Source organism: Rathayibacter sp. AY1A3 (assembly GCF_002930975.1).
Lineage (GTDB): Bacteria > Actinomycetota > Actinomycetes > Actinomycetales > Microbacteriaceae > Rathayibacter.
The window spans coordinates 1-26490 of the sequence record NZ_PSTO01000020.1 but is presented as its reverse complement, the minus strand read 5'-3'; the positions used below and the strand labels follow the sequence as shown (position 1 = coordinate 26490).

The following is a 26490-nucleotide window of genomic DNA, read 5'->3' as shown; positions in this document are numbered from 1 at the left end:
TTCCCCCACATCGGGACGCCGCACGCGAGTCCCTTGACCCGGCTACCGCTCGACGGGACGCCGTTGCTCGTCCTCCGGCTCGGGGGCGAGCAGCGCCTCCGGAGCGGCCGCCGCGGTCGGCACGTCGGGCGCCGTCCGCTGCTCGAGGGAGCGGCCCCAGGCCGTGCCCGCGAGGATCAGCGCGATGCCGAGGAAGCCGACCGGCGCGATCGGGTCGCGGGCGAGCGCGACTCCGACGACCGCGGCCCACACCGGCTCGGTGCCCAGCAGGAGGCTGACGCGGGAGGGGGAGGTGCGGCGGACCGCCCACGTCTGCACGAGGAAGCCGAAGACGGTGCAGACCAGGACGAGGTAGAGGAACAGGCCGGTGCCCACGGGGTCGAGCCCCGCGACGTACTCGGGGATCGGCACGCCGACGACGAGCGACGCGGCGCTGAAGACGACGGCGCAGGTGCCGAGCTGCACCGTGGTCAGGCGGAGGGAGTCCATCGGCGCCCGCGCCGAGAGGCGGTGCATCGACGTGACGTGCACGGCCCGCACGACGGCGGCGCCGAGGATCAGCAGGTCGCCGGGGGAGAGCGGGCGGAGGGCGCCGTTGCCCGCGAGCAGCGCGACTCCGACGACCGCGACGAGGCATGCGAGCAGGAAGCGGCCCGGGAGGCGGCGCTTCGAGACGGCGGAGTCGAGGATCGGCGTGATCACGATCGTCAGGCTGATGATGAGGCCCGCGTTGGTGGCGGAGGTGCCGGCGATGCCGTAGGTCTCGAGCGCGAAGATCGTCGCGAGCAGCGCCCCGATGGTCACGCCGACCCGCCACTCCGCCGCGGTGATCCGGTGCCGCCGCGCCGCGACGATCACGGCCAGGCACAGCGCGGCGAGGGTCATCCGCGAGCCGAGCAGCGCCATCACGCTGGAGTCGGTGACGAGCTCCTTCGCCGCGAAGTAGGTCGAGCCCCAGGAGGCGGCGACCACGAGCAGGAGGAGGTCGACCCGGGAGCGGGAGAGGAGAGCGCGCACGGCTCATCGTGGCGGCACGGAGACCCGAAGGACAAGACTGCATCTTCTTCGCCGACGCGTAAGTTGGAACTCATGGAACTCGGACAGCTCAGGGCTCTGCGGGAGCTCGGCGAGCGCGGGAGCATCGCCGCCGTCGCCGCCGCGATGCGGGTGTCCCCCTCCTCCGTCTCGCAGCAGATCAGCGCGCTGCAGCGCCGCACTCCGACGGCGCTGACCTTCCGCGACGGGCGCCGGACCGCGCTGACCCCCGCCGGCCGCGCTCTCGCGGCGGCCGTGGTCGAGGTGGAGGTGGCGCTCGAGCGCGCGGCCCGGGCGGTCGCGGACTTCGAGGGGGAGCCGAGCGGCACCGTCTCGGTCGCCGCGTTCCACAGCGCGGGGCTGGCGATGTTCGGCCCGCTGCTGGAGGCGCTGCGCGCACCGGGTCGGCCGGGCGTCGCGCTCGCCGACTTCGACGTGGCGCAGAGCGCCTTCGCCGGGCTGACCGCGGACCACGACCTGGTCGTCGCGCACCGGCTCGCCGGCAGCGCCGAGTGGCCCGGGACCGTGCGCTCCACGCCCCTCCTCTTCGAGCCGCTCGACCTCGCGCTGCGGCGCGATCATCCGCTCGCCGCGAAGGACGTCGTCCGCCCCGCCGACCTCCGCGACGAGGAGTGGGTCGCGGTGCACGAGGGCTTCCCCCTGGAGCGGGCGATCGACGCCATCGCGGTCCTCGCGGGCGGCGACGCGCGCATCCCGCACCGGATCAACGACTTCCTGGTCGCGGCGGCGGTCGTGTCGGCGGGCGACGGCGTCGCGCTGCTGCCGCGGTACACGACCGACCTGCGGCGCACGCCGGAGGTGGTGCTGCGGCCGCTCGGGATCCCGGGGCTCGGCCGTCACATCGACTGCCTCGCCCGGCCCGAGACGCTGGAGCGCTCGGCCGTGCGGGTCGTGCTCGAGCAGCTGACCGGGATCGCCGCGGGGCTCGCCGCCGCGCCGTAGCATCGTGCCGTGCACCGCCTGATCGAGACCACGGCCGGAGACCCGGCAGCCACGGACCTCTTCGCCCTGCAGGAGGCCGACCTCCTCGCCCGCTACGGCGGCGACGACACCGGTCCGCGTCCGCCCGCCGACGCTCCGACCCTGCTGCTCGAGGTCGACGGCGGGCTCGTCGGCTGCGTGGCGCTCGCGGTCGAGGACGGGATCGGCGAGATCAAGCGGATGTTCGTGGTGAGCGCCGCGCGGGGCCGCGGGCTCAGCCGCGTGCTGCTCGCCGGCGTCGAGCGGCTGGCGGCCCGCGAGGGCGTGGAGCTGCTCCGACTGGTCACCGGCACGGAGCAGCCGGAAGCGATGGCGCTCTACGCGAGCGCCGGCTACGACCCGATCGCGGGCTACGGCTACTGGGGCGACGAGCCGAGCGCGCGCTGCTACGCGAAGCGGCTCGACCGCGAGGCGCTGCTCGCCGACGCGGGCTGACGCCGGGCTGGCGCTGGGCTGATACCGGGCTGATGCCGGGCTGGCCGTTCGGCCGTCGGGGCGTGACGCCGGGCTGACGCCGGGCTGCCCGTTCGGCCGTCGCGGGCCGGCGCCGGACTGACGTCGGGTTCTGCGCTCGGCCGTCGCGGGCTCGCCGGGCCACTCGGTCCGGGGTGCTCGCGAGTCGGGCCGCCCGCTCGGAGCGTCCGTGTCGGCGAGTCCGATGGGGCATCTGCGACGTCGTCCACGACTGGTCGGCGCTGCGGAGAAGCTGCTGAGGATGAGGCGCGGGGGGCGCGGCGCGCCGCCTCTGGGCAGGTTCGCGCCAGAGCGGCCTCGAGCGGCGCGCCCCGTCGCGGAGCAGGCGACTCTGTCGGAGCGGCACGGGCATCCTCCCGCGCCTCTCACCCGACTCTGCCCCCGATACCCAGGGGTGCACGATGACAGAAGGACTCCGATGCAGAACGAAGACACCAGCACGCCGAGCGGCGCCCCCGATCGTCTGACCCAGCGCCGAACCGTGGTGAAGGGCGCCGCATGGGCGATTCCTGTTGTGGCCGCCTCGATCGCCGCTCCGATGGCGACGGCCTCAACCGCCCCCCAGTGCGCCCTGCAGGACGCGCAGCGCATCGACGCCACCTCGACCACCGCGCTCGCGGCCCGGACGATCCCCGTGCCCGCGGGAACCCAGTGGGTCCGCTTCACGGCGGTCGGCGGAGACGGCGGCGGCGTCCGCACCGGGTCGGACGTCACCAGCGCCGGTGCGCGGGTGACGGGCACCATCCCCGTCGACGCGCTCGGCGGAGCGTCCGAGATCGTCATCACCGCGGGCTCGGGCGGCAGCAACCAGGCCGGCGGCCGGGGGCTCGGCAACGGCGGGGCTCCGGGCACTCCGGGCTACATCGGCTCCGGAGGAGGGGGCGGGGCCAGCGGGATCACCGCCGCGGGCTCCCTGCTCGTCATCGCGGGCGGCGGCGGCGGTAGCGCAGCCGGCTTCACCTCGAACGACTTCACCCGGTCCGCCCGCGTCGGGCCGAACGCGGGGTCCGGCGGTCCCGTCGGCGGCTCCGGCTACGAGAGCGCCGTCTCGCGCGCGGACAGCAGCACCGGCTCCACCGAGCAGGCCCGGAGCACTGGCGGAAGCCAGACCGGGCCGGGGCAGCCCGGTGTGACGACGGTCAACGTGACCGAGACGGTTCTCGGCAGCCCGGGCTCCGGGCGCGACGGCGGTGCCGGCGCAGCCAGGACGAACGCGAGCCGCCAGGTGACCTACGCGTCCGGTGGTGGCGGCGGCGGCTACTTCGGCGGTGCCGGCGGCGGCACCTCCCTGTGGGTGCGCGGTGGCGGCTCCTACGCGGCCAACGCGTCGACGGGCGCAGGAGGCAGCAGCTTCGCCGCGTCCGGCGTGACCGTCGAGAACTCCGACGTCGACACCCGTTCGCAGACGATGGGCTACGTGGAGGTCGCCTTCTTCGTCTGCGAGTAGCGCCTGCCCGAAGGCCAGGTGAGCCTCCGTGGTCGCCCGCTCCGGCGTGCGACCACGGAGGCTCGTCGTCGTCACCGTCCGCTCCACGTCGTCCCCGTCCTCCTGATGTCTCAGCACCATATCAGTATGGGACGGGAGGCGCCAGCCCTCACTCCTCCTGCGGCTCCGCGCCGTCGTGCTGCAGGCGCACCAGGACGCGGCGGAGGTGCATCGCCGCGAGGACGCCGGGCCCGAGGGTCCGGGAGGTCGCGGCGGTCCGCTCGTCGACGACCTGCACGAGGTGCCGGATCGCGCGGGCCGCGCCCCCGATCGCCCGGTGCGCGGCGGGGGAGCCGGCGTCGTCGCGGTCGATCGCGTCGGCGACCGCCCGGCAGGCCTCGCTCAGCGGCGGGCCGAGCGCCGGATCGAACGGGAGCGCGCCCGGCCGCTCCCAGATGGTGTCCGCGAGGGCGCCGCTCAGATCCCGGACGTGGAAGAGGATCGCGTCGAGCGTCTCGAGGCGGAGGTGGTCGGGTCGGGAGTCGCGCCGGTGCAGCAGTGCGCGCGGGTTGCCCTTGCGGCTCTCGTCCGCGTCCGCGAGGGCCGCGCGGACCTCCTCCGCCGTCCGGGCCAGCTCCTCGCCGTTGCGCGCCCACGCCTCGTGCTCGGGCGGCCACGTCTCCTCGAGCGCGGCGGCCAGCTGGCGCAGGTGCTCCGCGAGCTCGCGCTGGAACGCGTCGACCCGGGCGGACGCCGCCTCGACGGTGAGCCCGGGGGCGACGACGACGTTCACCAGCAGCCCCACCACCACGCCCACCGCCATCTGCACGAGGTAGCCGAGGGAGTAGTCCTCGGCGTCGGCCCCGCCGATGATCAGCACGAAGAGGGCCGCCATCGGCACGTACTCGCGGCCCGCGCCGAACCACCCCGTCCCCGAGAGGACCACGCCGATCCCGACGACGAGCGGGATCGTCCACCAGGTCGGGCCGACGGTGACCACCACGAGGGCGGCGAGCCCGATCCCCGCCGCCAGGCCGAGCAGGGTCTGCAGTCCGGTGCGGACCGAGCCCATCAGGGTCGGGTACATGCTGACCAGGGCGCCGAGCGGCGCGTAGTACGGGTACTGCTCCGCGACTCCGGGAGCGAGCGGCGCGACGGCCCAGGCGATGCCGACCGCCAGCGCCGTCTTGAGAGCCAGCATCAGGCGCGAGCCGGTGACCGCCTCCCGCCAGGCGAGGGCGGCGCGGGACGTCCGGGTGCGGGGCATCCCGGCACCCTAGGCGAGGGGCGCGGCCCGTCTCTCCCCTCTTGACAGCGGCGGCGGAGGTGCGGAGTGGCGGCAGAGGAGGGCCGGGAACGGCGGCTCGGGAAGGCAGTGCTGTTCGCAACTCAAGGGCGAACGTCCGATCCGGCCCTCCTGATCCGCGCCGTTCCGCGGGGCACCGCGAACCCTTCCTCCGTGACGAACGCGACCGCGGGGACCGCAGGTGCCGCGAGCCGATGCCACCCCCTCTGACGGGGGCCGTTGAGTTTGCGCAAACGCCCTGTTACCGTGAACAAACCGTGCGGCCAGCGGCGTCGGAGACCTCGAGGTGGAGGTCGCGCCGAATCCTGCGAGTCACGGCCAGTCCTTCTCCGAGGTCCACCGGGCCTCTCCCCACGGCGCCCTCCGGCGCCTCTCTCCGCGGTGCCCGCCGGCGCCTCCCCGGAGTCCTCCGCCCCCGGGGGCGCGCCGCTCACGGTGCGTCTCCGGGCCCCACGCCGCCCCCTGACGATGGAGTCACGATGACGACCGCACCGACGCCCGCCGACACCGAGCGCCCCCGATCCGCGGGGCTCCGGCGCCGCCTCACGGCCGGGCTGCTGATCCTGCTCGCCGCGGTGGTGGCCCTGCCCTTCACCGCCGCCTCCCCGGCCGTCGCCCTCGGCGAGCCGACCTTCACCAACCCGATCGCTCCGGACACCGCCGATCCCACGATCGAGTTCCACGACGGCAACTACTACATGGTCGCGACGACCTGGGACAACCGCGTCGTGATGCGGAAGGCGCCCACCCTCGCGGCGCTCGGCACCACCGCCCCGACCACCGTCTACACCGACACGAACCCCGGCCGGAACGCCAACATGTGGGCGCCCGAGCTGCAGCGGCTCCAGGGCCCGAACGGCTGGCGCTGGTACCTCATGTACACGATGGGGACCGCGGGGAACTTCGACGGCCAGCACCTGCAGGTGATCGAGAGCGCCGGGGACGACCCGATGGGCCCGTACACCTACAAGGGCCGCCCCGTGCCGACCGACCGGTGGAACATCGACGGCGCGTACCTGGAGCTGAACGGCGAGCTGTTCATGACCTGGTCCGAGTTCCAGCCCGGGAACGGCCTCCAGAGCAACTACATCGCCCGGATGTCGGACCCGTGGACCGCGACCAGCACCGGCACCGTCCTCTCGGAGCCGGTCGAGCCGTGGGAGACCATCGGCATGCCTGTCAACGAGGGTCCGATCCCGCTGCAGAAGGACGGCCGGACCTGGATCGTCTACTCGGCGAGCTTCTGCGGCACCGAGGACTACCAGCTGGGCACCCTCGAGTACGACGGCACCGGCGACCCGGTGCTCGCCTCCTCCTGGACCAAGAGCGACGGACCCGTCTTCTCGAAGGCGAACGGCGAGTACGGCACCGGTCACAACGACTTCTTCGACTCGCCCGACGGCACCGAGACCTGGAACCTGTACCACGCGAACCCCGGCCCGAACGACGGCTGCAGCCGCCAGCGCTCGGCCCGCGCGCACATCGTGGAGTGGACGGCGACCGGCGAGCCCGACTTCGGCGCTCCGCTCGGCACCGCGGCCCGCATCCCCGTCCCCAGCGGCGAGAACGCCCCGATCACCGCTCGCGTCGAGGGCGCCCCGTGGCAGCTCGTCAGCCGCAGCACCGGCCTCTGCGCCACCGTCTCCTCCGCGCAGAGCGGCGACGGCGCCGGCGTCGTGCAGGGCTCCTGCTCGACCCCGCGCGCGAACTGGATGCTCGACGCCACCGGCGAGGGCACCCTCCGCGTGATGAACGCCTCGAGCGGCAAGGCGCTCGGACCGGTCGGCTGCGCCACCGGAACCGCCGGGCTCCAGCAGTCCGCATGGCTCACCACGAGCTGCCAGCAGTGGACGGTCGCCCCGGCCACCGGCGGCTACTCGACCCTGACGAACCGCACCAGCGGCAAGCTGCTGGAGGCGTCCGGCTCGACCGTCCGCCAGGCGGCCGCCACCTCCGCCGCGGCTCAGGAGTGGGTACTGCGCCCCGCCGGACCCGTCGCCGTCACGTCCTTCGTCACCGGCAAGTCCTTCGACCTGCCGAACTGCTCCACGGCCGACGGCGCCCTGCTCCAGCAGCAGGACTGGCTCGGCTCGCCCTGCCAGCGCGTCACCTTCGGCTCCGCCGCCGACGGCGCGCTCGAGATGCACCCCGTCTCGGCCGCCGCCAAGTGCCTCGCGGTCACCGGGGGCTCCACCGCCGACGGCGCGACCGTCACCCAGGGCGCGTGCGGCGTCACGGGCAGCAGCTGGCGCCTCCGCCCGGGCAACGACGGCACCGTCGAGCTGCGGGCCGCGCACAGCGGCAAGGCGCTCGACCTGTCGAACTGCTCCGCGCAGAACGGCACCAGGATCGGTCAGTGGAGCGTCCTGAACAACGACTGCCAGCGCTTCCGCGTCTCGCTCGGCGCCCCGGCGTCGACGGTGCCGCTGCAGCCGGTGGCGACCTCGGCCGCGCGGTGCGTCGCCGGCAAGGTCGTCGTCACCACGGTCGTGAGGAACGCGGACGACCTGCCCGTCGACGTCACGATCGGCACCGGTACCGCGGCGAAGCGGGTCACCGCGCTCGCCGGCGGAGTGAGCACGTCGACCGCCGTGACGACCCGTCAGACGAGCGTCCCGGCCGGATCCACGACGGTCGCCGTCGCGGGCACCGACGACGCCGGCCGCACCGCGACCGTCACCGCGAGCCACCCCGCGCTCACCTGCGGCTGACCCCCTCCTGCCGGTCGAGCAGCCGGCGCAGCGGCGTATCGAGACCTCCTGCTCCGTGCACGGGTCTCGATACGCCCCTCACGGGGCTCCGCATCAGCAAGGACTCCGCCGTCTGAGCCGCCCCCTCTGCCGGTCGAGCAGCCGCTCAGCGGCGTGTCGGGACCCCCGTGCTCCGCACGCAGGTCCCGACACGTCCCTGACGGCGCTGCTCGACCCAGCAGGGCCCTGCACCCCGAGACCCTCCCCTCGAACAGCACCACTCCACTGAAGGAGCACCATGCCCCCCACCACCACACCCGCGCGGCGAGCGCCGCTGCGCGCAGCGCTCGCCGCGCTCGGCCTCGGAGCAGTGCTGCTCTCGGGCCTCGTCGCCCCTGCTCCGGCCGCGCAAGCGGCCGATGCCGTGATCCCGCAGCAGGGCCTCCTCGCCGACTACCGGTTCACGCAGACCACCGGCAGCACGGTCCCGAACACCGTGAGCGGAGGCGTGGGAGCCGCCACCGTCCGCAACGCGACCGACGCGCTCTGGACCGGCACGTCGCTCCGCCTCACCGGCGGCCCCAAGAGCAGCACCACGGCCCCCTGGGTGCAGCTGCCCGCGAACCTGCTGACCGGCCGCTCGTCGGCCACCGTCACGATCGAGACCCGCGCCGACGCGTCGATGCTCTCGAACTTCCACTTCCTGTGGAACATCGGCAGCGACAGCACGAACCAGTACTGGTTCGCGTCCGTCCGCGACCGCGTGCGCACCGCGATCACGACCAGCGGAGGGAACGGCGAGAACAACGCCCGCAGCGCCTCCGCCCTCACCGCCGACCGCTGGTACAGCCTCACCTCGGTGATCGACGGCAGCGCCGGCACGATCTCGTTCTTCGTCGACGGCGTCCGGGTCGCCTCGGCGCCCACCGCCCTGCGCCCCTCGTCGGTGGCCGACCAGTCGCTCAACACGATCGGCCGCGCACCGTACCCCGACCCGTTCTACACGGGCGAGGTCTCGGCGTTCCGCGTCTACGACCGCGCGCTCACCGGGGCGGAGGTGGTGGCCGTGTCGACCGTCGACGCGAAGCCGCACGCCTCCACGTTCTCCCCGATCGCCGCCGCCGTGCTGGCCGGGGTCGCCCCGCTCACCGTCGACGACTCGACCACGAACCTGCCCGACTACGGGGGAGCGGTGACCTGGTCCTCCAGCGACCCGACCCTGCGCGTCTCGGCCGACGGCCGCACCCTCAGCGCCGACCGCCCCGCCGTGGGCCAGGCCGCGCGCGCCTCGACGCTCACCGCGACGGCGTCGATCCGCGGAATCGTGCAGACCCGCGCGATCGCCGTGACCGTCGAGCCGCAGGTCGGCGTCGACACCCCCTACGGCTACCTGATGGTCCACTTCGTCGAGGACTCCGAGGGCTACGCCGAGAAGATCTACCTCGACGTCTCCCGCGGCGACGACCCCGAGAAGTGGGACCCGCTGAACGGCGCGAAGCCGATCCTGGCCTCCGACCTCGGCACCACCGGCGTCCGGGACCCGTACCTGACCTACAACCCCGACACGAAGAAGTACTACATCATCGCCACGGACCTCCGCGTCTTCGGCGGCGACCGGGGCCCCAGCACCTGCGACACCTGGTGCTACTGGACCACCGAGGGCAGCACGAAGATGAACGTCTGGGAGTCGAGCGACCTCGTGTCGTGGAGCGACCTGCGCCAGTTCGACGTGGCGCTCGACGCCGCGGGGACGAAGAAGCTCGAGGCCGGCATGATGTGGGCTCCCGAGGCCACGTGGGTGCCGGACTACGCGGGACCCGGCAAGGGCGCGTTCGTCGTCTACTGGTCCTCGACGGTCTACCCGACCGCGGCGCACACGCCGGGCACCGGATCCTCCCGCGTGCTCTGGGGAGCGACCACGGACTTCACGCAGGCCACCTACTCGTACGGCGGCACCTTCATCGACACCGGGGCCGACACGATCGACACCACGCTGATCCAGGACTCCGGCACGACCTACCGCATCTCGAAGGACAACGGCACCGGCAAGGGCATCTACATGGAGTCGACCACCTCGGCGACCTGGTGGCTGCCGACGACCTCGTGGACGCAGATCCAGTCGCGCATCGGCGCGGTGTGGTCCGGCGGCAACCCCGGTGGGGTCGAGGGCCCCGCGGTGTTCAAGGACCACGGCGAGGACACCTGGTACCTGTACGTCGACGTGATCCCCGCGACCGGCTACAGGCCGATGGTGACGAACGACCTCGACGCGGGCTGGACCCAGCTGACCGACCCGGGCTTCTCGCTCGCCTCGTCGACCAAGCACGGCGGCATCGTCTCGCTGACCGCGGGGCAGTACGCCGAGGTCCGCTCGGCCGACGCCGCCTCCGCGGTCCGCTCGGACCTCGGCGAGGTGACGGTCGCCTCCGGCGCCGACGCCGTGGCGGCTCTGCCCGCCCGCGCCGACGTCGTGCTCGCCTACAACCGCGGCACCGCCTCGCAGCCGGTCACCTGGAACACCTCCGCGGTGGCGACGGCGCCCGGCCGCTACTCCGTCACCGGAGTCGTCCGCACGATCGGTGCGAACGACAACCAGTGGGTGGGCGCGAACGGATCGACGGCCTACGACGCCGCCGACCGCCGGCTCTCGAGCTCCACGGCCGTCACGGTCACCGCGACCGTGGTGGTGACGGCACCGACCTCGACGCTCACCGCCTCCACCCGCTGCGTCGCGGGCAGGGTCGTCCTCACCGGAGTGGTGAAGAACACGGGCACGACGCCCCTCTCGGTCGTCATCCGCTCGCCGTTCGGCGCCTCGCAGACGCTGACCGCCGCCCCCGGCGCCAGCGCCTCGGCCGCCTTCACCACCCGCCAGGCCTCCGTCCCGGCCGCCTCGCTCACCGCGGGCGCCCTGACCGCGGCCTACCCGGCGCGCACCTGCTGACGCACGCGCGCCGCTGACGCCGAGACGGCCCGCCCGTCCGAGACACCGCCTCACCGCGGTGCCTCGGCCGGGAGCGGGCCGTCTCGGCGTCAGGCGCCTCAGCGCTCCGCGCGGGCCGCCCCACATCCCGGCACGGCAGGCTGTACGGATGAGCGCGCCTGGAACCACCGATCCCCTCGACCGCGTCCGCGTGCGCGGCGCCCGCGAGAACAACCTCCGGAGCATCGACGTCGACGTGCCGCGCGACGCCCTCGTCGCCTTCACGGGGGTCTCCGGATCGGGCAAGAGCTCGCTCGCCTTCGGCACGCTCTACGCGGAGGCGCAGCGCCGCTACTTCGAGTCGGTCGCCCCCTACGCGCGGCGGCTGATCGACCAGGTCGGCGTGCCGGACGTCGACTCGATCGAGGGCCTGCCGCCGGCCGTCGCCCTCCCGCAGCGGCGCTCCGGAGGCTCGGCCCGCTCCACGGTCGGCAGTGCGACGACGCTCTCGAGCGTGGTGCGGATGGTGTACTCGCGCATCGGCGCCTACCCCGAGGGCGCGCCGATGCTGCTCGCGGAGGACTTCTCGGCCAACACTGTGCAGGGCGCCTGCCCGAGCTGCCACGGCATCGGCCGGGTCTACGACGTCCCCGACGAGCTGATGGTGCCGGACGACTCGCTCTCGATCCGCGACGGGGCGCTCGCCGCCTGGCCGACCGCCTGGCACGGCAAGCAGCTGCGCGACAGCCTGATCTCGCTCGGACACGACATCGACGCTCCGTGGCGCGACCTGCCCGCGGAGGACCGCGACTGGATCCTGCACACTCCCGACTCCCCGCAGGTCCCCGTGTGGACCGACCGCTCGCCCGCGGAGGTGCGCGCGTCCGTGGCCGCCGGGGACGAGCCGCGCTACATGAGCACGTTCCTCGGGGTGCGCCGCTATGTGCTCGACACCTTCGCCGGCTCGAAGAGCGCCCGGATGCGCGAGCGCGCGGCCTCGTTCGTCGTCAGCGTCGCCTGCCCGGTGTGCGGCGGCCGGAGGCTGAAGCCCGACGCGCTCGCCGTCACCTTCGAGGGGCTCGACATCACCGAGCTGTCAGCGCTCCCGCTCGAGGAGCTGGTCGTCGTCGCGCGGCGCGTGCTGGAGCCCGGCTGGACCCCGGCCGACGGCGCTCCGCAGACCCGCCTGGCCGCGCAGCGGCTGGTCGAGGACCTCGTCGCCCGCCTCGCGCCGATCGTCGACCTGGGCCTCGGCCACCTCTCGCTCGACCGCTCCACGCCGACGCTCTCCTCGGGGGAGCTCCAGCGGATGCGCCTCGCGACGCAGGTGCTCTCGCGCCTCTTCGGCGTCGTCTTCGTGCTCGACGAGCCGTCCACGGGCCTGCACCCCGCCGACACGGAGGCGCTGCTCGGCATCCTGCGGACCCTGCGGGCGACCGGCAACACCGTCTTCTTCGTCGAGCACTCCCTCGACGTCATCCGCGAGGCCGACTGGATCGTCGACATCGGCCCGGGCGCGGGGTCGGGGGGCGGCACCGTCGTCTACTCCGGCCCGCTCGACGGCCTGCCGGGCGCCCGCGACTCCGTCACCCGCCGCTACCTCTTCCCCGAGGGCGACCCGGCGCCGCTGCGCTCCCGCCGCACCGCGGAGCAGTGGATCGAGCTCGCCGGAGTCTCGCGGCACACCCTCGACGACCTCTCCGTCGCGTTCCCGGTCGGGGTGCTCACCGCGGTCACCGGCGTCTCCGGGTCGGGCAAGTCGACGCTCGTGAACCAGGCGCTGCCCGATCTGCTGCGCGCCTCGCTCCGCGCCGACGTCGCCGAGGACGCGCCGGCCGAGGAGGGCGGGGAGGCGGACCCGCTGCTCGACGCGGCCGCGGCGGCGACCCGCGGTACCGCCTCCGGGCCCGCGGACCGCCTGCGCCGCGTGGTGCAGGTGACCCAGACACCGATCGGCCGGACCTCGCGCTCGAACGTCGCGACCTACACGGGCCTGTTCGACCGGGTGCGGACGCTCTTCGCGGCCACTCCGGAGGCGAAGCGCCGCCGCTTCTCGGCGAGCCGCTTCTCCTTCAACCTGCCCAGCGGGCGCTGCCCCGTCTGCAAGGGTGAGGGCTCCGTGGAGGTGGAGCTGCTGTTCCTCCCGACCGTCGAGGCGCCCTGCACGGCGTGCGGCGGCACGCGGTACAACGACGAGACCCTCGAGGTCACCCTGGGCGGCCGGACGATCGCCGACGTCCTCGCGCTGAGCGTCGCCGCTGCGCGCGAGGCCTTCGCCGAGGACCGCGAGGTCGCCCGCCACCTCGACGCGCTGGTGGACGTGGGGCTCGGCTACGTCTCGCTCGGCCAGCCGGCGCCCGAGCTGTCCGGGGGAGAGGCGCAGCGGGTGAAGCTCGCCTCGGAGCTGCGTCGCGCCCAGCGCGGGGACACGCTCTACCTGCTCGACGAGCCGACGTCGGGCCTGCACCCCGCCGACGCCGACCGCCTGCTCGAGCACCTGCAGCACCTGGTCGACGCGGGCAACACGGTGATCGTCGTCGAGCACGACATGCGCGTCGTCGCCGACGCGGACTGGGTCGTGGACCTCGGCCCGGGGGCGGGCCGGGCCGGCGGCTCGGTGGTCGCGACGGGCACTCCGGAGGAGGTCGCCGAGGCCGCGGGCAGCCGCACCGCTCCGTACCTCCGGGCGGCTCTGGACCGGCGCCGCTGAGCGCTCGAGGACCCTGTCAGTCCTCTCACCGAAACCTCACCGAAAACTATTGTTAACGGTAACATTCGAGGCGGCCCGCCCCCCTGGGCCGGATTTCTCAACGACGAGAGGCCTCACGAATGAGACGACGACTCCCCCTGGCCACCGTGGCGGTGATGGCGCTGACGGCGGGTCTCCTGTCGGTCGGCCCCACGGCCCAGGCCGCCCCCACCACCTCGCTCGACGCCGCGAAGGTGCTCGAGCTCCCGTTCGACGGGTCGCTCGCCGACACCAGCGGTCGTGGTACCGCCCTCGGGATGCAGAAGGGCACCGCCTCCTACGGCACCGGCCTGAACGGCCGGGCGTTCGAGTTCACCGGATCGAACGCGATCTCGCTCGGCACTGCGGCGGCGCTGCAGCCCGCCGACCTCACCGTCTCGTTCTGGTACAAGCCGACCAGCGCGATGACCGGTGAGCAGGTCTTCACCTGGAACAAGACCGCCTACAACTCCGACGGCTGGTACCTCACCTCCGAGGGCGACGGCACTCCGCTCGCCCTCTCGATCGGCCCGTCCGGCGGTCAGCCGTACAAGGTCGCCGTCGAGACCGCCCGCTCCGGCTTCTTCCCCGCGGGGGAGTGGACGCACGTGGTCGCCACGTACGACAAGAGCACCAAGGCCGTGGCCTTCTACCGCAACGGGGTGAAGCAGACCGCCGTCGTCAAGACCGCGCCGTCCTCCTCCGCATCCGGCGTCCTCGGCTCCGAGAGCACCTCGACGAAGACCCTCGGCTTCAACGGCCCCCAGTACAACGGCGCGCACCTGCGCGGCCTGCTCGACGACTACGCGCTCTACAACGGCGTCGCGACCACCACCGACGTCGTCGCCCTGACGAAGGCCGGGAACCCCTCCTTCGACCCCGCGAGCATCGCCCGGGCCGACCTCGAGCTGGTCGCCCCGCCCGCGAGCACCAGCACCGGCTTCACCCTGCCCACCGTCGGCGCGAAGGGGTCCGCCCTCAGCTGGACCTCCTCCGACCCGGCGACCGTCGCGATCAGCGGAGGCACGGCCGCGGTCACGCCGCCCACCGGCTCCGCGACGCAGGTCGTCCTCACCGGCTCCGCCACCTACGGGGGCAGCACCGCGGTCACGAAGACCTACACTCTCCAGGTGCAGCCCCGGGGAGTGAAGACGTCGAACTACCTTCTGGAGGCCGGCCTGTCCGACGTCTCCGTGCAGGACCCGTACCTCGAGAACGGGGAGCAGCAGACCGTCGAGTACCTGCTGAGCCTCGATCCCGAGATGTTCCTCTACTCCTTCTACCGCGAGGCCGGGCTCGCCCCGACCACGAGCGGCGGATACGGGGGCTGGGAGCGCGAGAACGGCACCCGGTTCCAGGGCCACTTCTTCGGCCACTACGTGTCCGCGCTCTCGCAGGCCTACGCCACCACCGAGGACCCGACCACGAAGGCCGCCCTGCTCGCGAAGCTCACCGCCTCCGTCGACGGGCTGAAGAAGGTCCAGGACGCCTACGCGCTGAAGGACCCCGCGAACGCCGGCTACGTCTCGCCGTTCCCGACCCGCTACCTCCCCTCGGGCGGCGACGGCCTGCTCGTCCCCTTCTACAACCTGCACAAGGTGCTCGCGGGCCTCCTCGACGCCCACGAGCACGCCCCCGACGCCGTCTCGCAGAAGGCGCTCGTCGTCGCCGGCGGCTTCGGCAGCTGGATCACCGCCTGGGCGGGCCGTCAGGCGAACCCCGGTCAGCTCCTCAACACCGAGTACGGCGGGATGAACGAGGCGCTCTACCGCCTCTACGAGACCACGCACGACCCGGCGCACAAGCGCGCGGCGGAGTACTTCGACGAGACGGCGCTGTTCCGCAAGCTGGCGGACAACGAGGACGTCCTCAACGGGCTGCACGCGAACACCACGATCCCGAAGCTGATCGGCGCACTGAAGCGCTACCGCGTCTTCACCGACGACCCGGCGCTCTACGCGACGCTGACCGACGCCGAGAAGTCGGACCTCGACATGTACCGCCGCGCCGCCGAGAACTTCTGGCGCATGGTCGACGAGACCCACACCTACGCCAACGGCGGCAACAGCCAGTCCGAGCACTTCCACGCCCCCGGCACCCTCCACGAGTACGCGACCAACGGCCAGACCACCGGCTACGGCGAGAACTCCACCTCCGAGGGCTGCAACATCTACAACATGCTCAAGCTCACCCGGTCGCTGTTCCAGGTGACGGAGGACGTGAAGTACGCCGACTTCTACGAGGAGGCGTTCATCAACGGCGTCCTCTCGGTGCAGAACCCGGACACGGGCATGGTGACCTACTTCCAGCCGCAGACCGCGGGCTACGCGAAGGTCTTCGGGCACGAGCACGACGAGTTCTGGTGCGACCACGGCACCGGCATCGAGAGCTTCACGAAGCTCGGCGACTCGATCTACTTCGAGAAGCCGAAGACCGTCTTCGTGAACCAGTTCCGCTCCTCCGTGCTCCGCTCGTCGGCGAACAACCTGAGGCTGAGCCAGACGGCGGACATCCCCGCCACCGACACCGCGACCCTGCGGGTCGAGGCGCTGGCGGGAGGAGCCGTGGCCGCGGGCACGACCCTGAAGCTGCGCGTCCCGTCCTGGATCGACGGAGCACCGACGCTGACCGTGAACGGCGCGACCCGCACGGTCACGGCCGAGGCCGGCTACGTCTCCGTCTCCGTCGCCGCCGGTGACGTCCTCACCTGGACGCTGCCCGCCGCGGTCGCCGCCGTCGCGGACACCGAGAGCGCCGACTGGACCGCCTTCCGCTACGGACCGGTGCTGCTGGCGACCGAGCTCAACCGCTCGAACGTCGAGGCGTCCTACGTCGCCGGCGTCCTGGTGCGGATGGGCACGGCCGACAAGTCCGTGAACTCGAACATCGTCGTGGGCGACTCCGCGGCCTGGACCTCGGCGATCCGCGACAACCTGGTGCGCCTGCCCGACGGCGCGGACGGCAACGGCCGCACCACGATGCGCTTCGGCATGAAGAACGTCGACGCCGCCTCCGCCGCCCGGGTCTTCACCCCGTACTACAGCCTCTACAACGCCCGCTACGCGACGTACATGACCCTGATCGAGCCCGACTCGGCCGCGGCGCAGGCGCTGATCCGGACCCAGAAGGAGCAGCTGCGCGTCGACGAGACGACCATCGACTCCCTCACCTCGTTCGACAACAACAACAGCGAGGCCGACAAGAACTACAAGACCGCGCGGTCCGGAGTCGGCACCTGGCGCGGGGAGGGCTACCGCGACGGCGAGCGCTCGGCGGAGGCGTACTTCCAGTACGACATGATCGTCGACCCGACCCTGCCGGCCAACTACCTCGGCGTCCGCTACTACGGCGGCGACGCGGGACGCACCTTCGACGTCTACCTCAACGACGTGAAGCTCAAGACCGAGGTGGTCTCGGGAGCGGCCGGAGCGACGAGCTGGTACGTCCAGTACGACCGGATCCCGGCGTCCGTCCTCAGCGGCCTCGCCGCGAAGGACAGCTACAAGCGCGACCAGAGCGGGAAGTACGTGCTCGACGCGCAGGGGCGCATGATCCCCGTCGTCACGGTGCGCTTCCAGGGCACCGGGTCCAGCTACGTCGGCGGCGTCTTCGGGGTCTACACCACGGAGTCGACCACCTACGCGGTGGACCCGGAGCTGACGAAGCTCTCCTCCGACGTCGGGACGCTCTCGCCGGCGCTCGCCGCCGGGGTGCGGGACCACACCCTGACGGTGCCGGCCGGCACGACCAGCGTCTCGCTCGACCTCGACCCGGCCGTGCCCAGCGGTCTGGTGAAGGTCGACGGCGTGCTGATCGACGACACCCTCCGCCGCACGGTGCCGCTCGCGGCGTCGGGCACGACGAGCGTGGTCGTCGAGTCGTCGGCGCAGGACCACACGACCACCGCGACCTACCGCCTCTCGATCGTCCGCGCCTCCGCGGCGACGGTGCCGACCACCGTGACGGCCACCAGCCGCTGCGTGGCGGGCAGGGTCGTGGTGACGGTCTCCGCTCGGAACGACGCGAAGGTCCCGGCGGCGATCACCATCGCGTCCTCCTGGGGCTCGAAGTCGTTCACCGGGATCGCTCCGGGGTCGAGCGCGTCCCACGCCTTCACCACCCGCGCCGCCTCGGTGGCCGCGGGCTCGGCGACGGTGACCGCGACGGCCACCCTGGACGGAGCCGCGGTGACGACCACGAAGCAGGCCGCGTACTCCGCTCTCACCTGCAAGTGACGTGACGACGACGGCCGCCGGGGATCGCCCCCGGCGGCCGTCGTCGTCAGTCGGAGGTGCGGTAGAGGCCCTGGAGCAGCCCGATGACGTCGCCCAGGACGGGCGGCGGGTCGCTCCGGATCCACGCGGCGTGCACGGGGACCGGCGGGGCGTCGCGGACGACCCGGTAGGCGAGGCCCTGCCGTCGGTACTGGCTCACCGTCGATTCCGCGGTCACTCCGCGGGCGGAGCCGCTGCTGATCACCGTGAGCCAGTCGTCGACGTCGGTCGTCGGGACGGTGATCCGCGGCCGGTCGTGCTCGGGCCAGAGGTCGAGCCGGGTGCTCCCGGTCCGGTCGTCGAGCGCCAGCGGAGCGGTCGCCACCTGGGCGAGGGTGACCGTGCGCTTCGCGGCGAGCGGGTCGTCGACGGACAGGGCGCAGTAGCGCTTCTCGGTGCCGATCAGAGCCGACTCGACGTCCGCAGCCGGGGATCCGCGCCGCAGGATCGCGAGATCGCTGAGGCCCTCCGCGAGCCCCGCGGTGGGCGTGTTGGAGCGGATCAGCCGCAGCTCGTGCCGGGGGAGCGCGGCCGCCCAGCGGCGCTGGAACTCCTGGGTGTGCTCGCCGAGAGCCGACCAGGCGTACCCGATCCGGATCGTGTCCGTCCCGGCCGCCGCCTCCTCGCGCAGATCGTCGACGACGGCCAGGACGCGGCGGGCGTGCCGCAGCACCCGCTCGCCCGCCGGCGCGAGCTCGACGCTGCGAGTCGTCCGGTGGAGGAGCCTTCGTCCGAGGACGGACTCGAGCGCCGCGACGTTGCGGGAGACCGCCGTCTGGGAGATGCCGAGGTCGATCCCCGCGTCGGTGAAGGTCCCGGCGTCCACGACGCCGACGAACGACCGGAGGTGGCGCAGTTCCAGTTCCATGACCGCATCCTATTCATGCGGTTCCCGCATCGATCGGACCGGTTATGCATTGTGAGCCGGGGCCGGACGGCTCGCAGACTTCCGGCATGACGAAGCAGCTCCCCGGCGACGGCCGGACCGTCGGCGTCGCGACCGCCCTCGCGAGCGCCCTCTCGAACCAGCTCGGGGCGGCCTCCGGGACTCTGGCCTTCCCGGTCCTGGGATCCGTCGGAGTGGTCGCCGTCCGGCAGATCGTCGCCGCGCTGATCCTCCTCCCGGTCGTCCGGCCGCGGATCCGCGACCTGACCCGCGCGCAGTGGTGGCCCGTCCTGCTCCTCGCCGTGGTGTTCGGAGCGATGAACCTCACGCTCTACGCGGCCATCGACCGCATCGGGCTGGGGCTGGCGGTGACCCTGGAGTTCTGCGGGCCGCTGGCGGTCGCGCTCCTCGGCTCCCGGAGCAGGACCAGCGCGCTCTGCGCCCTCGTCGCCGGAGCGGGCGTCGTCGCGATCGCCGGGCCGAGGCCCTCGTCCGACCAGCTGGGGATCGCGCTCGGTCTCGCGGCCGCGTGCTGCTGGGCCGCGTACATCCTGCTCAATCGGATCATCGGACTCCGTCTGCCCGGAGCGCAGGGGACCGCCACGGCGACCGGGATCTCCGCCGCCGTCTTCCTGCCCGTCGCCGTCTGGACGCTCGTCACGACGCGCCCCGACGTGGGCACCGTGCTCCTGGCGGTCGGCGCCGGCGTCCTGGCGACGGCCGTCCCGTTCGTGGCGGACGTGATCGCGCTCCGGAGGCTCCCGGCGAGCGTGTTCGGGACGCTCATGAGCGTCAACCCCGTCCTGGCCGCCCTCATCGGCGCGGTCGTGCTCGGGCAGGACGTCGGCGCGGCCGGATGGCTCGGCATCGCCCTCATCGTCACCGCGAACGCGGCGGTCCTCCGGCGGGGGCGTCGCGGGCGGTGAGGCCCGGCGGCGGGCCGAGCAGCTCGACGACGGCATCGAGCACCGCATCGGTCCTCCGCGCCAGGGGGGAGTCGGCGGAGACGAGCGCGCTGATCCGCTCGCGGGCGACGCGGCCGAGCGGCGTGATCCCGATGATGCGCTGCCGCTGGTCCGTCGGCGACACCCGGCGCTCGACCAGTCCCCGCGCCTCGAGCTGCCGGCAGAGGAAGGTGACGTTCTGAGGGGTGCAGTGCGCTCGGGCGGCCGCCTCGCTCATGGACGGAGCGGGCTCGTCGGGGTCGATGCTCCAGAGGAGGTGGGCGGTCGTGGCGGTGATGCCGTACTCGCGCAGTGCCGGAGCGAGCGCCTCGTCGGTGCGCGCCACTACGTCGTAGACCGCGGCCAGTGCGTCCGCCAGCCGCTCGTCCCGTCGCGTCGCCATGCGAGCAGAATATCGCTTCAAGTCCTGAAGCATATACCTTGAAGCTTCAAGGATTGAAGGGGATCTGAGCCCTTCCGAGACCACCGCGCCCCTTCTCGGGCGCCGAAGGGAGACCGCCGTGGAGATCGCACGACTCGACGGGCGCACCGTCGTCGTCACCGGGGCCGCCGGCGGCATCGGCTTCTTCGTCGCGGAGGGACTCGCCCGCCTCGGCGCACGGGTCGTCGTCGCCGCCCGCTCGGCGGCCCGGGCGCACTCGGCCATCGGGCTGCTCCCCGAGCCGGGCCTGCACCGCCACCTGCCGCTGGACCTCTCCGACCGGGAGTCGATCCTGTCGGCGGGGGACGCCCTCCGGCGCCTCGGCACCCTCGACGGCATCGTCCTCAACGCGGGGATCATCGCCGCGCCGAGGACCGCTGCGACGGGCGCTTTCGGCGTCGAGTCGACGGTCGGCGTGAACGTCCTCGCGCACCTCGAGCTCCTGCGCTCCGCACTGCCGGCGCTCGAGGAGGCGACGGCCGCGCGGATCGTCAGCACCGGCAGCATGCTCACCCGGCGGATCCCCTTCAGCCCCGACGACTGGCTCTCGCAGAAGTCCTACCGCCCCCGCGTCGCCTACGCGATGTCCAAGCACGCCGCGGAGATCCTGGGGTTCGAGCTCGACCGGCGCCTCCTCGAGGCGGGGTCGCGGATCCGCTCCGTCGTCGCCCACCCCGGCGGCGCCATCGACGCCCTCACCCCCGAGCGGCCGCCGCTCCACGAGCGGCCGCTGCCCGTGCGGCTCCTCGCACCCGCCCTCGCGCCGCTGGTCTCGCGCCTGGTGCAGGGGAAGGACTCCGCGGCGCGACCCGCCGTCGCCGCCGTCGCCGCACCGACACTGCCGCGGAACGCCTACATCGGCCCGCGCCGCGGAGCCGCGGGAGAGCCGGTGCTCGCGACTCCCGTGCCCAGCTCGACCGACGCGGCGCTGGGCGCGCGGCTCTGGCACGAGGCGGAGGCGATCCTCGGCGGCCCGGTCCTCGGGGCGCTCTGACGGACCGGCCCTCGAGGGGGGCCGCTGGAAGAAGAGGCGCTGCGGCGAGCAGCCGACCCGAGCGGTCCGCGGCACCGTCACTCCGGACCGCGGAGGGGGAGCGGGACGCGAGTCCGTCGCGCGGGTCCGAGCGCGCCTGCTCCGAGCCCACCGCACGGGACCGGCGTCGACGATCCTCGCCGTCGGCGATCTCGAGACGGATCCGGGCCGACGCCGGGCCGACCTCCCGGGTCGGCCCCTCGACCGACCCGCCCGCGGTCACGCCGCTGTGCGTTACCTGTTCGTTATGAAAAAGGCGCCTACACGACCAAACCAGGGACACCCTGGGAAACGGCAGGTCGCGGGAGAAAACTCTCCTCCATGAACCAGACAGCGGCACCCGTGCGCGAGCATCGAGCTCTCTACTTCCTGCTCGCCGCCCTCGCGGGCATCGTCACGGGCGGAGTCCTCCTCGCCGTCGCCGAGCTCATCGCCCTCGCGGTCGCCCGCACCGCGAGCCCCGTGCTCGCGCTCGGCGCCTTCATCGTCGACATCGTCCCGCGCCCGCTCAAGGAGTTCGCGATCGAGACGTTCGGCGAGAACGACAAGACCTTCCTGCTCGGCAGCGTGGGCGCCGCGGTCGTCGTCGCCGCCGCGATCGCCGGAGTGCTCCAGCTGGTCCGCCCGCCGCTCGGCCAGGTTCTGCTCGTGATCGCCGGCGGCCTCTCGATCGCCGCCATCGTGACCCGCACCGGAGCGTCGCCGCTCGCTGCGGTGCCCACGCTGGTCGGACTCGTCGTCGCCGTCGTCGTCATGCACCTCCTCTTCACGCGCCTGCGCGGCTGGCGTGCGGCCCGGGCCTCGGAGGCCAGGGGAACATCCTCCGAGGCCCGTCCGGGCGCCCTCGAGCGCCGCGGCTTCTTCCGCATCGCGCTGATCTCCGCCGTCGGCGCGGCCGTCGTCGGCACCGGTGCCCGCCTGGTCAACGCGGCGACCTCCTCCCTCGCCGGTGTCCGCGACGCCCTGCGCCTGCCGTCCCCGCGCAGCACCGTCTCGGTCCCCGCGGGCGCCGAGCTCGACATCGAGGGCATCACCCCGCTCTACACGCCGAACGCCGACTTCTACCGCGTCGACACCGCCCTCACCGTGCCCAACCTGGACCCGTCGGCCTGGTCGCTGAAGATCACCGGCATGGTCGACCGCGAGGTGACGCTGAACCTCCAGCAGATCTTCGACATGGGCCTCGACGAGTACGGCATCACCCTCACCTGCGTCTCGAACCAGGTCGGCGGCAACCTCGTCGGCAACGCCAAGTGGCTCGGCGTCCCCCTGCGCGACGTGCTGAAGATGGCCGGCGTGCAGAGCGGAGCCGACATGCTCCTCTCCACCAGCAGCGACGGCTACACGGCGTCCACCCCGATCACCGCGGTCACGGACGAGAACCTCGACGCGATCCTCGCCGTCGGCATGAACGGCGAGCCCCTCCCGTTCGAGCACGGCTTCCCGGTGCGGATGATCGTGCCCGGCCTCTACGGCTACGTCTCGGCCACCAAGTGGCTCACCGAGCTCAAGGTCACCACCTTCGAGGCCGACCAGGCCTACTGGACCCCGCGCGGCTACTCCGCCGAGGCCCCCATCAAGATGTCCTCGCGGATCGACACCCCGCGGATCGGCGTCCCCGTCACCTCGGGCGCTCTCAAGATCGCGGGCGTCGCCTGGGCGCAGAGCATCGGCATCGAGAAGGTCGAGGTGAGCATCGACAACGGCGACTGGCAGGAGGCGACGCTCTCGACCCCGGTCAACCTCGACACCTGGGTGCAGTGGTTCGTCGACTGGGACGCCCAGCCCGGCTCGCACTACGTCGCGGTCCGCGCGGTCGACAAGAACGGCATGGTCCAGATCGAGGACCGCGCGCCGGTCGCGCCCGACGGATCCTCCGGCTGGCAGCGCACGCTCATCAACGTCACCTGACGCCCTGCGGAGGCGCCGATCCCCGGGGGTCGGCGCCTCCGGTGCGTCCGGCGTCCGTCGCGACGACGCCCCCGCAGTGCGGACGGCCCTGACGCGACGTCGCCTTGGCGGCAGGCACCGCGGCACGTCCCGGCCGGGCGCGCAAGCCTCCGCGGCGGCGCAGCCCGCGAGGAGGCGCCGCTCTAGCCTTCGAGGATGCGCTCCCGGCTCCTCCACCTCCGCGAATCCTTCTGGTTCCTCCCGGCCCTGTTCGGCGTCCTCGCCGTCGGGCTGGCGCTGGGGCTGGTCGAGGTCGACCACCTGCTGGTCCGCGCCGGCGTCAGTGACATCCCCCTGATCGAGGACCTGTCTCCGACCGGCGGCCGGGCGATCCTCTCGGCGATCGGCGGGACGATGCTGGGCGTCGCCGCGACCTCGTTCTCGATCACGATCTCGGTGCTGGCGACCACGTCCTCCGCCTACGGGCCCCGGCTTGTCCGCAACTTCATGGCCGACCGCGGCAACCAGGTCGTCCTGGCGGTGCTCACGTCCACGTTCCTGTACTCCCTGATCGTGCTGCGCGCGGTGCACACGGAGGAGGACGCGTCGCTGACGTTCGTGCCGGTGGTGGCCGTCTCGTTCTCGGTGCTGCTCGCGGTGGGCGACGTCGCGGTGCTCGTCTACTTCATCCACCACATCGCGCTGTCGGTGTAGGTGACGACGCTGCAGCAGCGGGTGCTCGGCGAGCTCGTCGACGTGATCGAGCGGCTGCACCCGGAGGACGGGGAGGAGCCGGCGGAGGCGGAGGGGGCCCTGCTCGCGGAGGAGGCCCTGCCGCCGGCGGGACGCGAGCCGGTCGTCCTGCGGGCGGTGCGGGGCGGCTACGTCGAGCAGCTCGAGGTCGAGCGGCTGGTCGCCCTGGCCCGCCGCGGCGACGCGCGGCTCCGGGTGCTCGCGCTGCCCGGCGACCACGTCCTCGTCGGCGACCCGGTGCTCGAGGTCCTGAAGGGGTCCGTCGCCCAGGAGGAGGCGGTCGCCGCGGTCGTCGTCGCCGACGCCCGCACCCCGCACCAGGACCTCCGCTACGCCGTCCAGCAGGTGGTCGAGATCGGAGTCCGCGGGCTCGCGACCGGCACCAACGACCCGTACACCGCGGTCGGCGCCGTCGAGGCCCTGACCAGCGCGCTCGTCGACCTCTGCGGCCGGCCGGAGGCGCGCGGCCGCTACTCCGACGCCGACGGAGTCGTCCGCCTGGTCGTCCCGTGGCCTCGAGCGGGCGAGCTTCTGGCCGACGTGTTCCTCGCCCTGCGCTCGTACGCGATGGAGCAGCCGCTCGTCGTCCGCGCCGGCGTGCGCCTCGCCGAGCGGCTCGCGGTCGTCGCCCGCGGCGGGACCCGCGTCGAGCTGCACCGCCAGGTCCAGGCGTTCGCCGCCGCGCACGCCGCCGCCGACGGCGACGCCCTCGAGGCGCCGGCCCTGCGCGCGTCGCTCGCCGCGCTCGAGGCGCGTCTCGCGGCCTGACGCCCGGCCTGCCCAATGCTCCGGGAAGCCGCCCCGCCCGTGGAGTGCTCGAATCGATTCGAGTAGGCTCGGCGCATGACAGAGAACGCCACTGAGCTGCGCGTGGGGGTCGTCGGCCTCGGCTTCGCCGGCACCACCCACCTCGACGCCTTCCAGTCCCTGCCCGGCGCCCGCGTCGTCGCGCTCGCCGGCCAGGAGGAGGCGCGCCTGCACGAACTCGGCGCGACCCGCGGGGTCCCCGACCTCTACGCCGACTGGGAGGACCTCGTCGCTCGCGACGACCTCGACGTCGTCTCCATCGGCGTCCCGAACCACCTGCACCACCCGATCGCCGTGGCCGCGCTCGGGAGCGGCAAGCACGTCTTCTGCGAGAAGCCGCTCGCCACCACCGCCGAGCTGGCGGCCGAGATGGTCGAGGCCGCCCGCACGAACGACCGGGTGCTCGAGATCGCCTACAACCACCGCCGCCGCGCCGACGTCGCCTTCCTCCGCGACTACCTCGACGACGCACCGCTCGGCGACGTCTACCACGCCCGCGCGAGCTGGCAGCGGCGCACCGGCATCCCCGGCATCGGCTCCTGGTTCACCAGCAAGGAGCTCGCCGGCGGCGGCCCGCTGATCGACCTCGGCTCCCACGTGCTCGACATCGCGCTGCACCTGCTCGACGAGCCGCGCGTGACCAGCGTCTCGGCGGTCGCGTACGGCGAGATCGGCCGCTCCGGCCGCGGAGGGCGCCCGCACGGCGTCGCCGCCACCGGCACGCACGCGTTCGAGGTGGAGGACTTCTCGAGCGCCCTGCTGCGCCTCGACAACGGCCGCTCGCTCCAGCTCGACGCCTCCTGGGCCAGCTACTCGAAGGTCGACGAGGACATCGAGGTCGAGCTGCTCGGCTCGGCCGGGGGCGCGCGCCTCCACATCGCCGACTACGCCACGGAAGGGACTCTGACGCTCTACTCCGAGGTCGCCGGAGCGCCGACCGTCTCGCACCCCGACGTGAAGGTCCCCGCCGGGCACCACCGCTCGGTCATCGCCGAGTTCCTGGAGGCCATCGCCTCGGGAGCCGACGCGCCCGCGGGCGGCCCCCGCTACTCCGGCCACTACGGCGAGTACGCGCTGCACCGCAGCCGGGTGGTCGACGCGATCTACCGCTCCGCCGCCGAGAAGCAGGAGGTGGCGGTCGCATGAGCGCCCCGATCGAGGTCCTCGTCTGGAACGAGTTCCGCCACGAGACCCGCGGCGACGAGACCGTGCTGCGCCACTACCCGGACGGCATCCACCGCGTCATCGCGGACGGACTCGCGGAGTCGCTCGGCGACGCCGTCTCGGTGCGCACCGCGACGCTCCCCGAGCCCGAGCACGGGCTCACCGAGGAGGCGCTCGCGACGACGGACGTGCTGCTGTGGTGGGGGCACATCGCGCACGAGGAGGTGTCGGACGAGGTCGTCCAGCGCGTCCTGCGGCACGTGCAGGAGGGGATGGGGATCCTGGTCCTGCACTCGGGCCACTACTCGTCGATCTTCAAAGCGCTCATGGGCACGACCTGCTCGCTGAAGTGGCGCAACGACCGCGACCGCGAGCTGGTCTGGACGATCGCGCCCACCCATCCGATCGCCGAGGGCGTGCCCAGCCCGCTGATCATCCCCGAGCAGGAGATGTACGGCGAGTACTTCGACATCCCGGTGCCGGAGGAGACGGTGTTCCTGTCGACCTTCACCGGCGGCGAGGTGTTCCGCTCCGGCGTGACCTACACCCGCGGCCTCGGGAAGGTCTTCTACTTCTCGCCCGGCGACCAGGACTACCCCGTTTACCACCACCCGGACATCCGGCGCGTGCTGGCGAACGCCGTCCGCTGGGCCCGCCCGGGCCCGCGGCCTCAGCCGCCGCGCCCTGGCCTTCGGCACCTTCTCGGTGGTCGC

Annotated in this window: 16 protein-coding genes and 1 pseudogene; 13 read left to right on the top strand and 4 right to left on the bottom strand. The window is 73.2% G+C overall.

Translation table 11 applies throughout. The features are described from left to right. Positions 1-42: 42 nt before the first annotated feature. Positions 43-1017, bottom strand: a complete 975-nt coding sequence (locus C5C10_RS10760) for a DMT family transporter (protein ID WP_219813253.1) — start codon at positions 1015-1017, stop codon at positions 43-45. A 72-nt stretch (positions 1018-1089) separates the two neighbouring features. Between C5C10_RS10760 and C5C10_RS10755 the strand changes: the two genes are divergently transcribed. From C5C10_RS10755 to C5C10_RS10745, 3 genes are all read left to right on the top strand, one after another. Then, positions 1090-1998: a LysR family transcriptional regulator gene (locus C5C10_RS10755; RefSeq protein WP_104226987.1), complete on the top strand. Its 909-nt coding sequence runs from the start codon at positions 1090-1092 to the stop codon at positions 1996-1998. A 9-nt stretch (positions 1999-2007) separates the two neighbouring features. After that, positions 2008-2472: a GNAT family N-acetyltransferase gene (locus C5C10_RS10750; RefSeq protein ID WP_104226986.1), complete on the top strand. Its 465-nt coding sequence runs from the start codon at positions 2008-2010 to the stop codon at positions 2470-2472. A gap of 457 nt (positions 2473-2929) precedes the next feature. Further along, positions 2930-3958, top strand: a complete 1029-nt coding sequence (locus C5C10_RS10745; protein WP_146082156.1) for a hypothetical protein — start codon at positions 2930-2932, stop codon at positions 3956-3958. A gap of 148 nt (positions 3959-4106) precedes the next feature. On the opposite strand, the gene C5C10_RS10740 is transcribed toward C5C10_RS10745, so the two are convergent. Then, complete coding sequence (locus tag C5C10_RS10740) at positions 4107-5204, bottom strand: aromatic acid exporter family protein (protein WP_104283006.1); 1098 nt, start codon at positions 5202-5204, stop codon at positions 4107-4109. Positions 5205-5722: 518 nt separating this feature from the next. Between C5C10_RS10740 and C5C10_RS10735 the strand changes: the two genes are divergently transcribed. The 4 genes from C5C10_RS10735 (at position 5723) to C5C10_RS10720 (ending at position 17819) form a co-directional block, all read left to right on the top strand. After that, a complete protein-coding gene (locus C5C10_RS10735; RefSeq protein WP_104283015.1) occupies positions 5723-7954 on the top strand; it encodes a family 43 glycosylhydrolase in 2232 nt (743 codons plus the stop codon). Positions 7955-8231: 277 nt separating this feature from the next. Further along, positions 8232-10877 carry a LamG-like jellyroll fold domain-containing protein gene (locus C5C10_RS10730; RefSeq protein WP_104329213.1) on the top strand — a complete coding sequence of 882 codons (2646 nt, stop codon included), beginning with the start codon at positions 8232-8234 and terminating at the stop codon, positions 10875-10877. A 148-nt stretch (positions 10878-11025) separates the two neighbouring features. Next, positions 11026-13566, top strand: a complete 2541-nt coding sequence (locus C5C10_RS10725) for an excinuclease ABC subunit UvrA (protein WP_104329212.1) — start codon at positions 11026-11028, stop codon at positions 13564-13566. 119 nt (positions 13567-13685) lie between these two features. After that, positions 13686-17819, top strand: a complete 4134-nt coding sequence (locus C5C10_RS10720; RefSeq protein WP_104329211.1) for a beta-L-arabinofuranosidase domain-containing protein — start codon at positions 13686-13688, stop codon at positions 17817-17819. A gap of 46 nt (positions 17820-17865) precedes the next feature. Here the strand turns inward: C5C10_RS10720 and C5C10_RS10715 are convergent, their stop codons facing one another. Continuing rightward, the gene (locus C5C10_RS10715; protein WP_104288141.1) at positions 17866-18726 is read right to left on the bottom strand and encodes a LysR family transcriptional regulator; all 861 of its coding nucleotides are present in this window, start codon (positions 18724-18726) and stop codon (positions 17866-17868) included. Between the two features lie 86 nt (positions 18727-18812). Here C5C10_RS10715 and C5C10_RS10710 point away from each other — a divergent pair, with 86 nt between their 5' ends. Beyond that, positions 18813-19670 (top strand): DMT family transporter, encoded by an 858-nt coding sequence (locus tag C5C10_RS10710; RefSeq protein WP_104329210.1) that lies wholly within the window; start codon positions 18813-18815, stop codon positions 19668-19670. On the opposite strand, the gene C5C10_RS17845 is transcribed toward C5C10_RS10710, so the two are convergent. Then, on the bottom strand, positions 19624-20091 hold the full coding sequence (locus C5C10_RS17845; protein ID WP_181073444.1) for a MarR family winged helix-turn-helix transcriptional regulator: 468 nt from the start codon (positions 20089-20091) through the stop codon (positions 19624-19626). The two genes, C5C10_RS10710 and C5C10_RS17845, sit on opposite strands and share 47 nt — an antisense overlap. 118 nt (positions 20092-20209) lie before the next feature. On the opposite strand from C5C10_RS17845, the gene C5C10_RS10700 reads away from it, so the two are divergent. The 5 genes and pseudogenes from C5C10_RS10700 to C5C10_RS10675 all read left to right on the top strand — a co-directional run. Further along, positions 20210-21124 (top strand): SDR family NAD(P)-dependent oxidoreductase, encoded by a 915-nt coding sequence (locus C5C10_RS10700; protein ID WP_181073443.1) that lies wholly within the window; start codon positions 20210-20212, stop codon positions 21122-21124. Between the two features lie 360 nt (positions 21125-21484). Next, the gene (locus C5C10_RS10695) at positions 21485-23074 is read left to right on the top strand and encodes a molybdopterin-dependent oxidoreductase (RefSeq protein WP_104226578.1); all 1590 of its coding nucleotides are present in this window, start codon (positions 21485-21487) and stop codon (positions 23072-23074) included. Between the two features lie 195 nt (positions 23075-23269). Then, positions 23270-24574, top strand: a pseudogene (locus C5C10_RS18205) (DUF2254 domain-containing protein). Positions 24575-24649: 75 nt separating this feature from the next. Then, positions 24650-25759, top strand: coding sequence for a Gfo/Idh/MocA family protein (locus C5C10_RS10680; RefSeq protein WP_104329205.1), 1110 nt, complete (start codon positions 24650-24652; stop codon positions 25757-25759). After that, positions 25756-26490: ThuA domain-containing protein (locus tag C5C10_RS10675; protein WP_104329204.1), on the top strand; the 735-nt coding region annotated here is incomplete at its 3' end. The genes C5C10_RS10680 and C5C10_RS10675, both read left to right, overlap by 4 nt.

Excerpts from the sequence above, each read along its gene's own strand:
- C5C10_RS10710 (WP_104329210.1), top strand. The coding sequence starts at position 18,813 with ATGACGAAGCAGCTCCCCGGCGACGGCCGGACCGTCGGCGTCGCGACC.
- C5C10_RS10735 (WP_104283015.1), top strand. The coding sequence starts at position 5,723 with ATGACGACCGCACCGACGCCCGCCGACACCGAGCGCCCCCGATCCGCG.
- C5C10_RS10680 (WP_104329205.1), top strand. The coding sequence starts at position 24,650 with ATGACAGAGAACGCCACTGAGCTGCGCGTGGGGGTCGTCGGCCTCGGC.
- C5C10_RS10755 (WP_104226987.1), top strand. The coding sequence starts at position 1,090 with ATGGAACTCGGACAGCTCAGGGCTCTGCGGGAGCTCGGCGAGCGCGGG.
- C5C10_RS10745 (WP_146082156.1), top strand. The coding sequence starts at position 2,930 with ATGCAGAACGAAGACACCAGCACGCCGAGCGGCGCCCCCGATCGTCTG.
- C5C10_RS17845 (WP_181073444.1), bottom strand. The coding sequence starts at position 20,091 with ATGGCGACGCGACGGGACGAGCGGCTGGCGGACGCACTGGCCGCGGTC.
- C5C10_RS10695 (WP_104226578.1), top strand. The coding sequence starts at position 21,485 with ATGAACCAGACAGCGGCACCCGTGCGCGAGCATCGAGCTCTCTACTTC.
- C5C10_RS10740 (WP_104283006.1), bottom strand. The coding sequence starts at position 5,204 with ATGCCCCGCACCCGGACGTCCCGCGCCGCCCTCGCCTGGCGGGAGGCG.
- C5C10_RS10725 (WP_104329212.1), top strand. The coding sequence starts at position 11,026 with ATGAGCGCGCCTGGAACCACCGATCCCCTCGACCGCGTCCGCGTGCGC.
- C5C10_RS10715 (WP_104288141.1), bottom strand. The coding sequence starts at position 18,726 with ATGGAACTGGAACTGCGCCACCTCCGGTCGTTCGTCGGCGTCGTGGAC.
- C5C10_RS10720 (WP_104329211.1), top strand. The coding sequence starts at position 13,686 with ATGAGACGACGACTCCCCCTGGCCACCGTGGCGGTGATGGCGCTGACG.
- C5C10_RS10730 (WP_104329213.1), top strand. The coding sequence starts at position 8,232 with ATGCCCCCCACCACCACACCCGCGCGGCGAGCGCCGCTGCGCGCAGCG.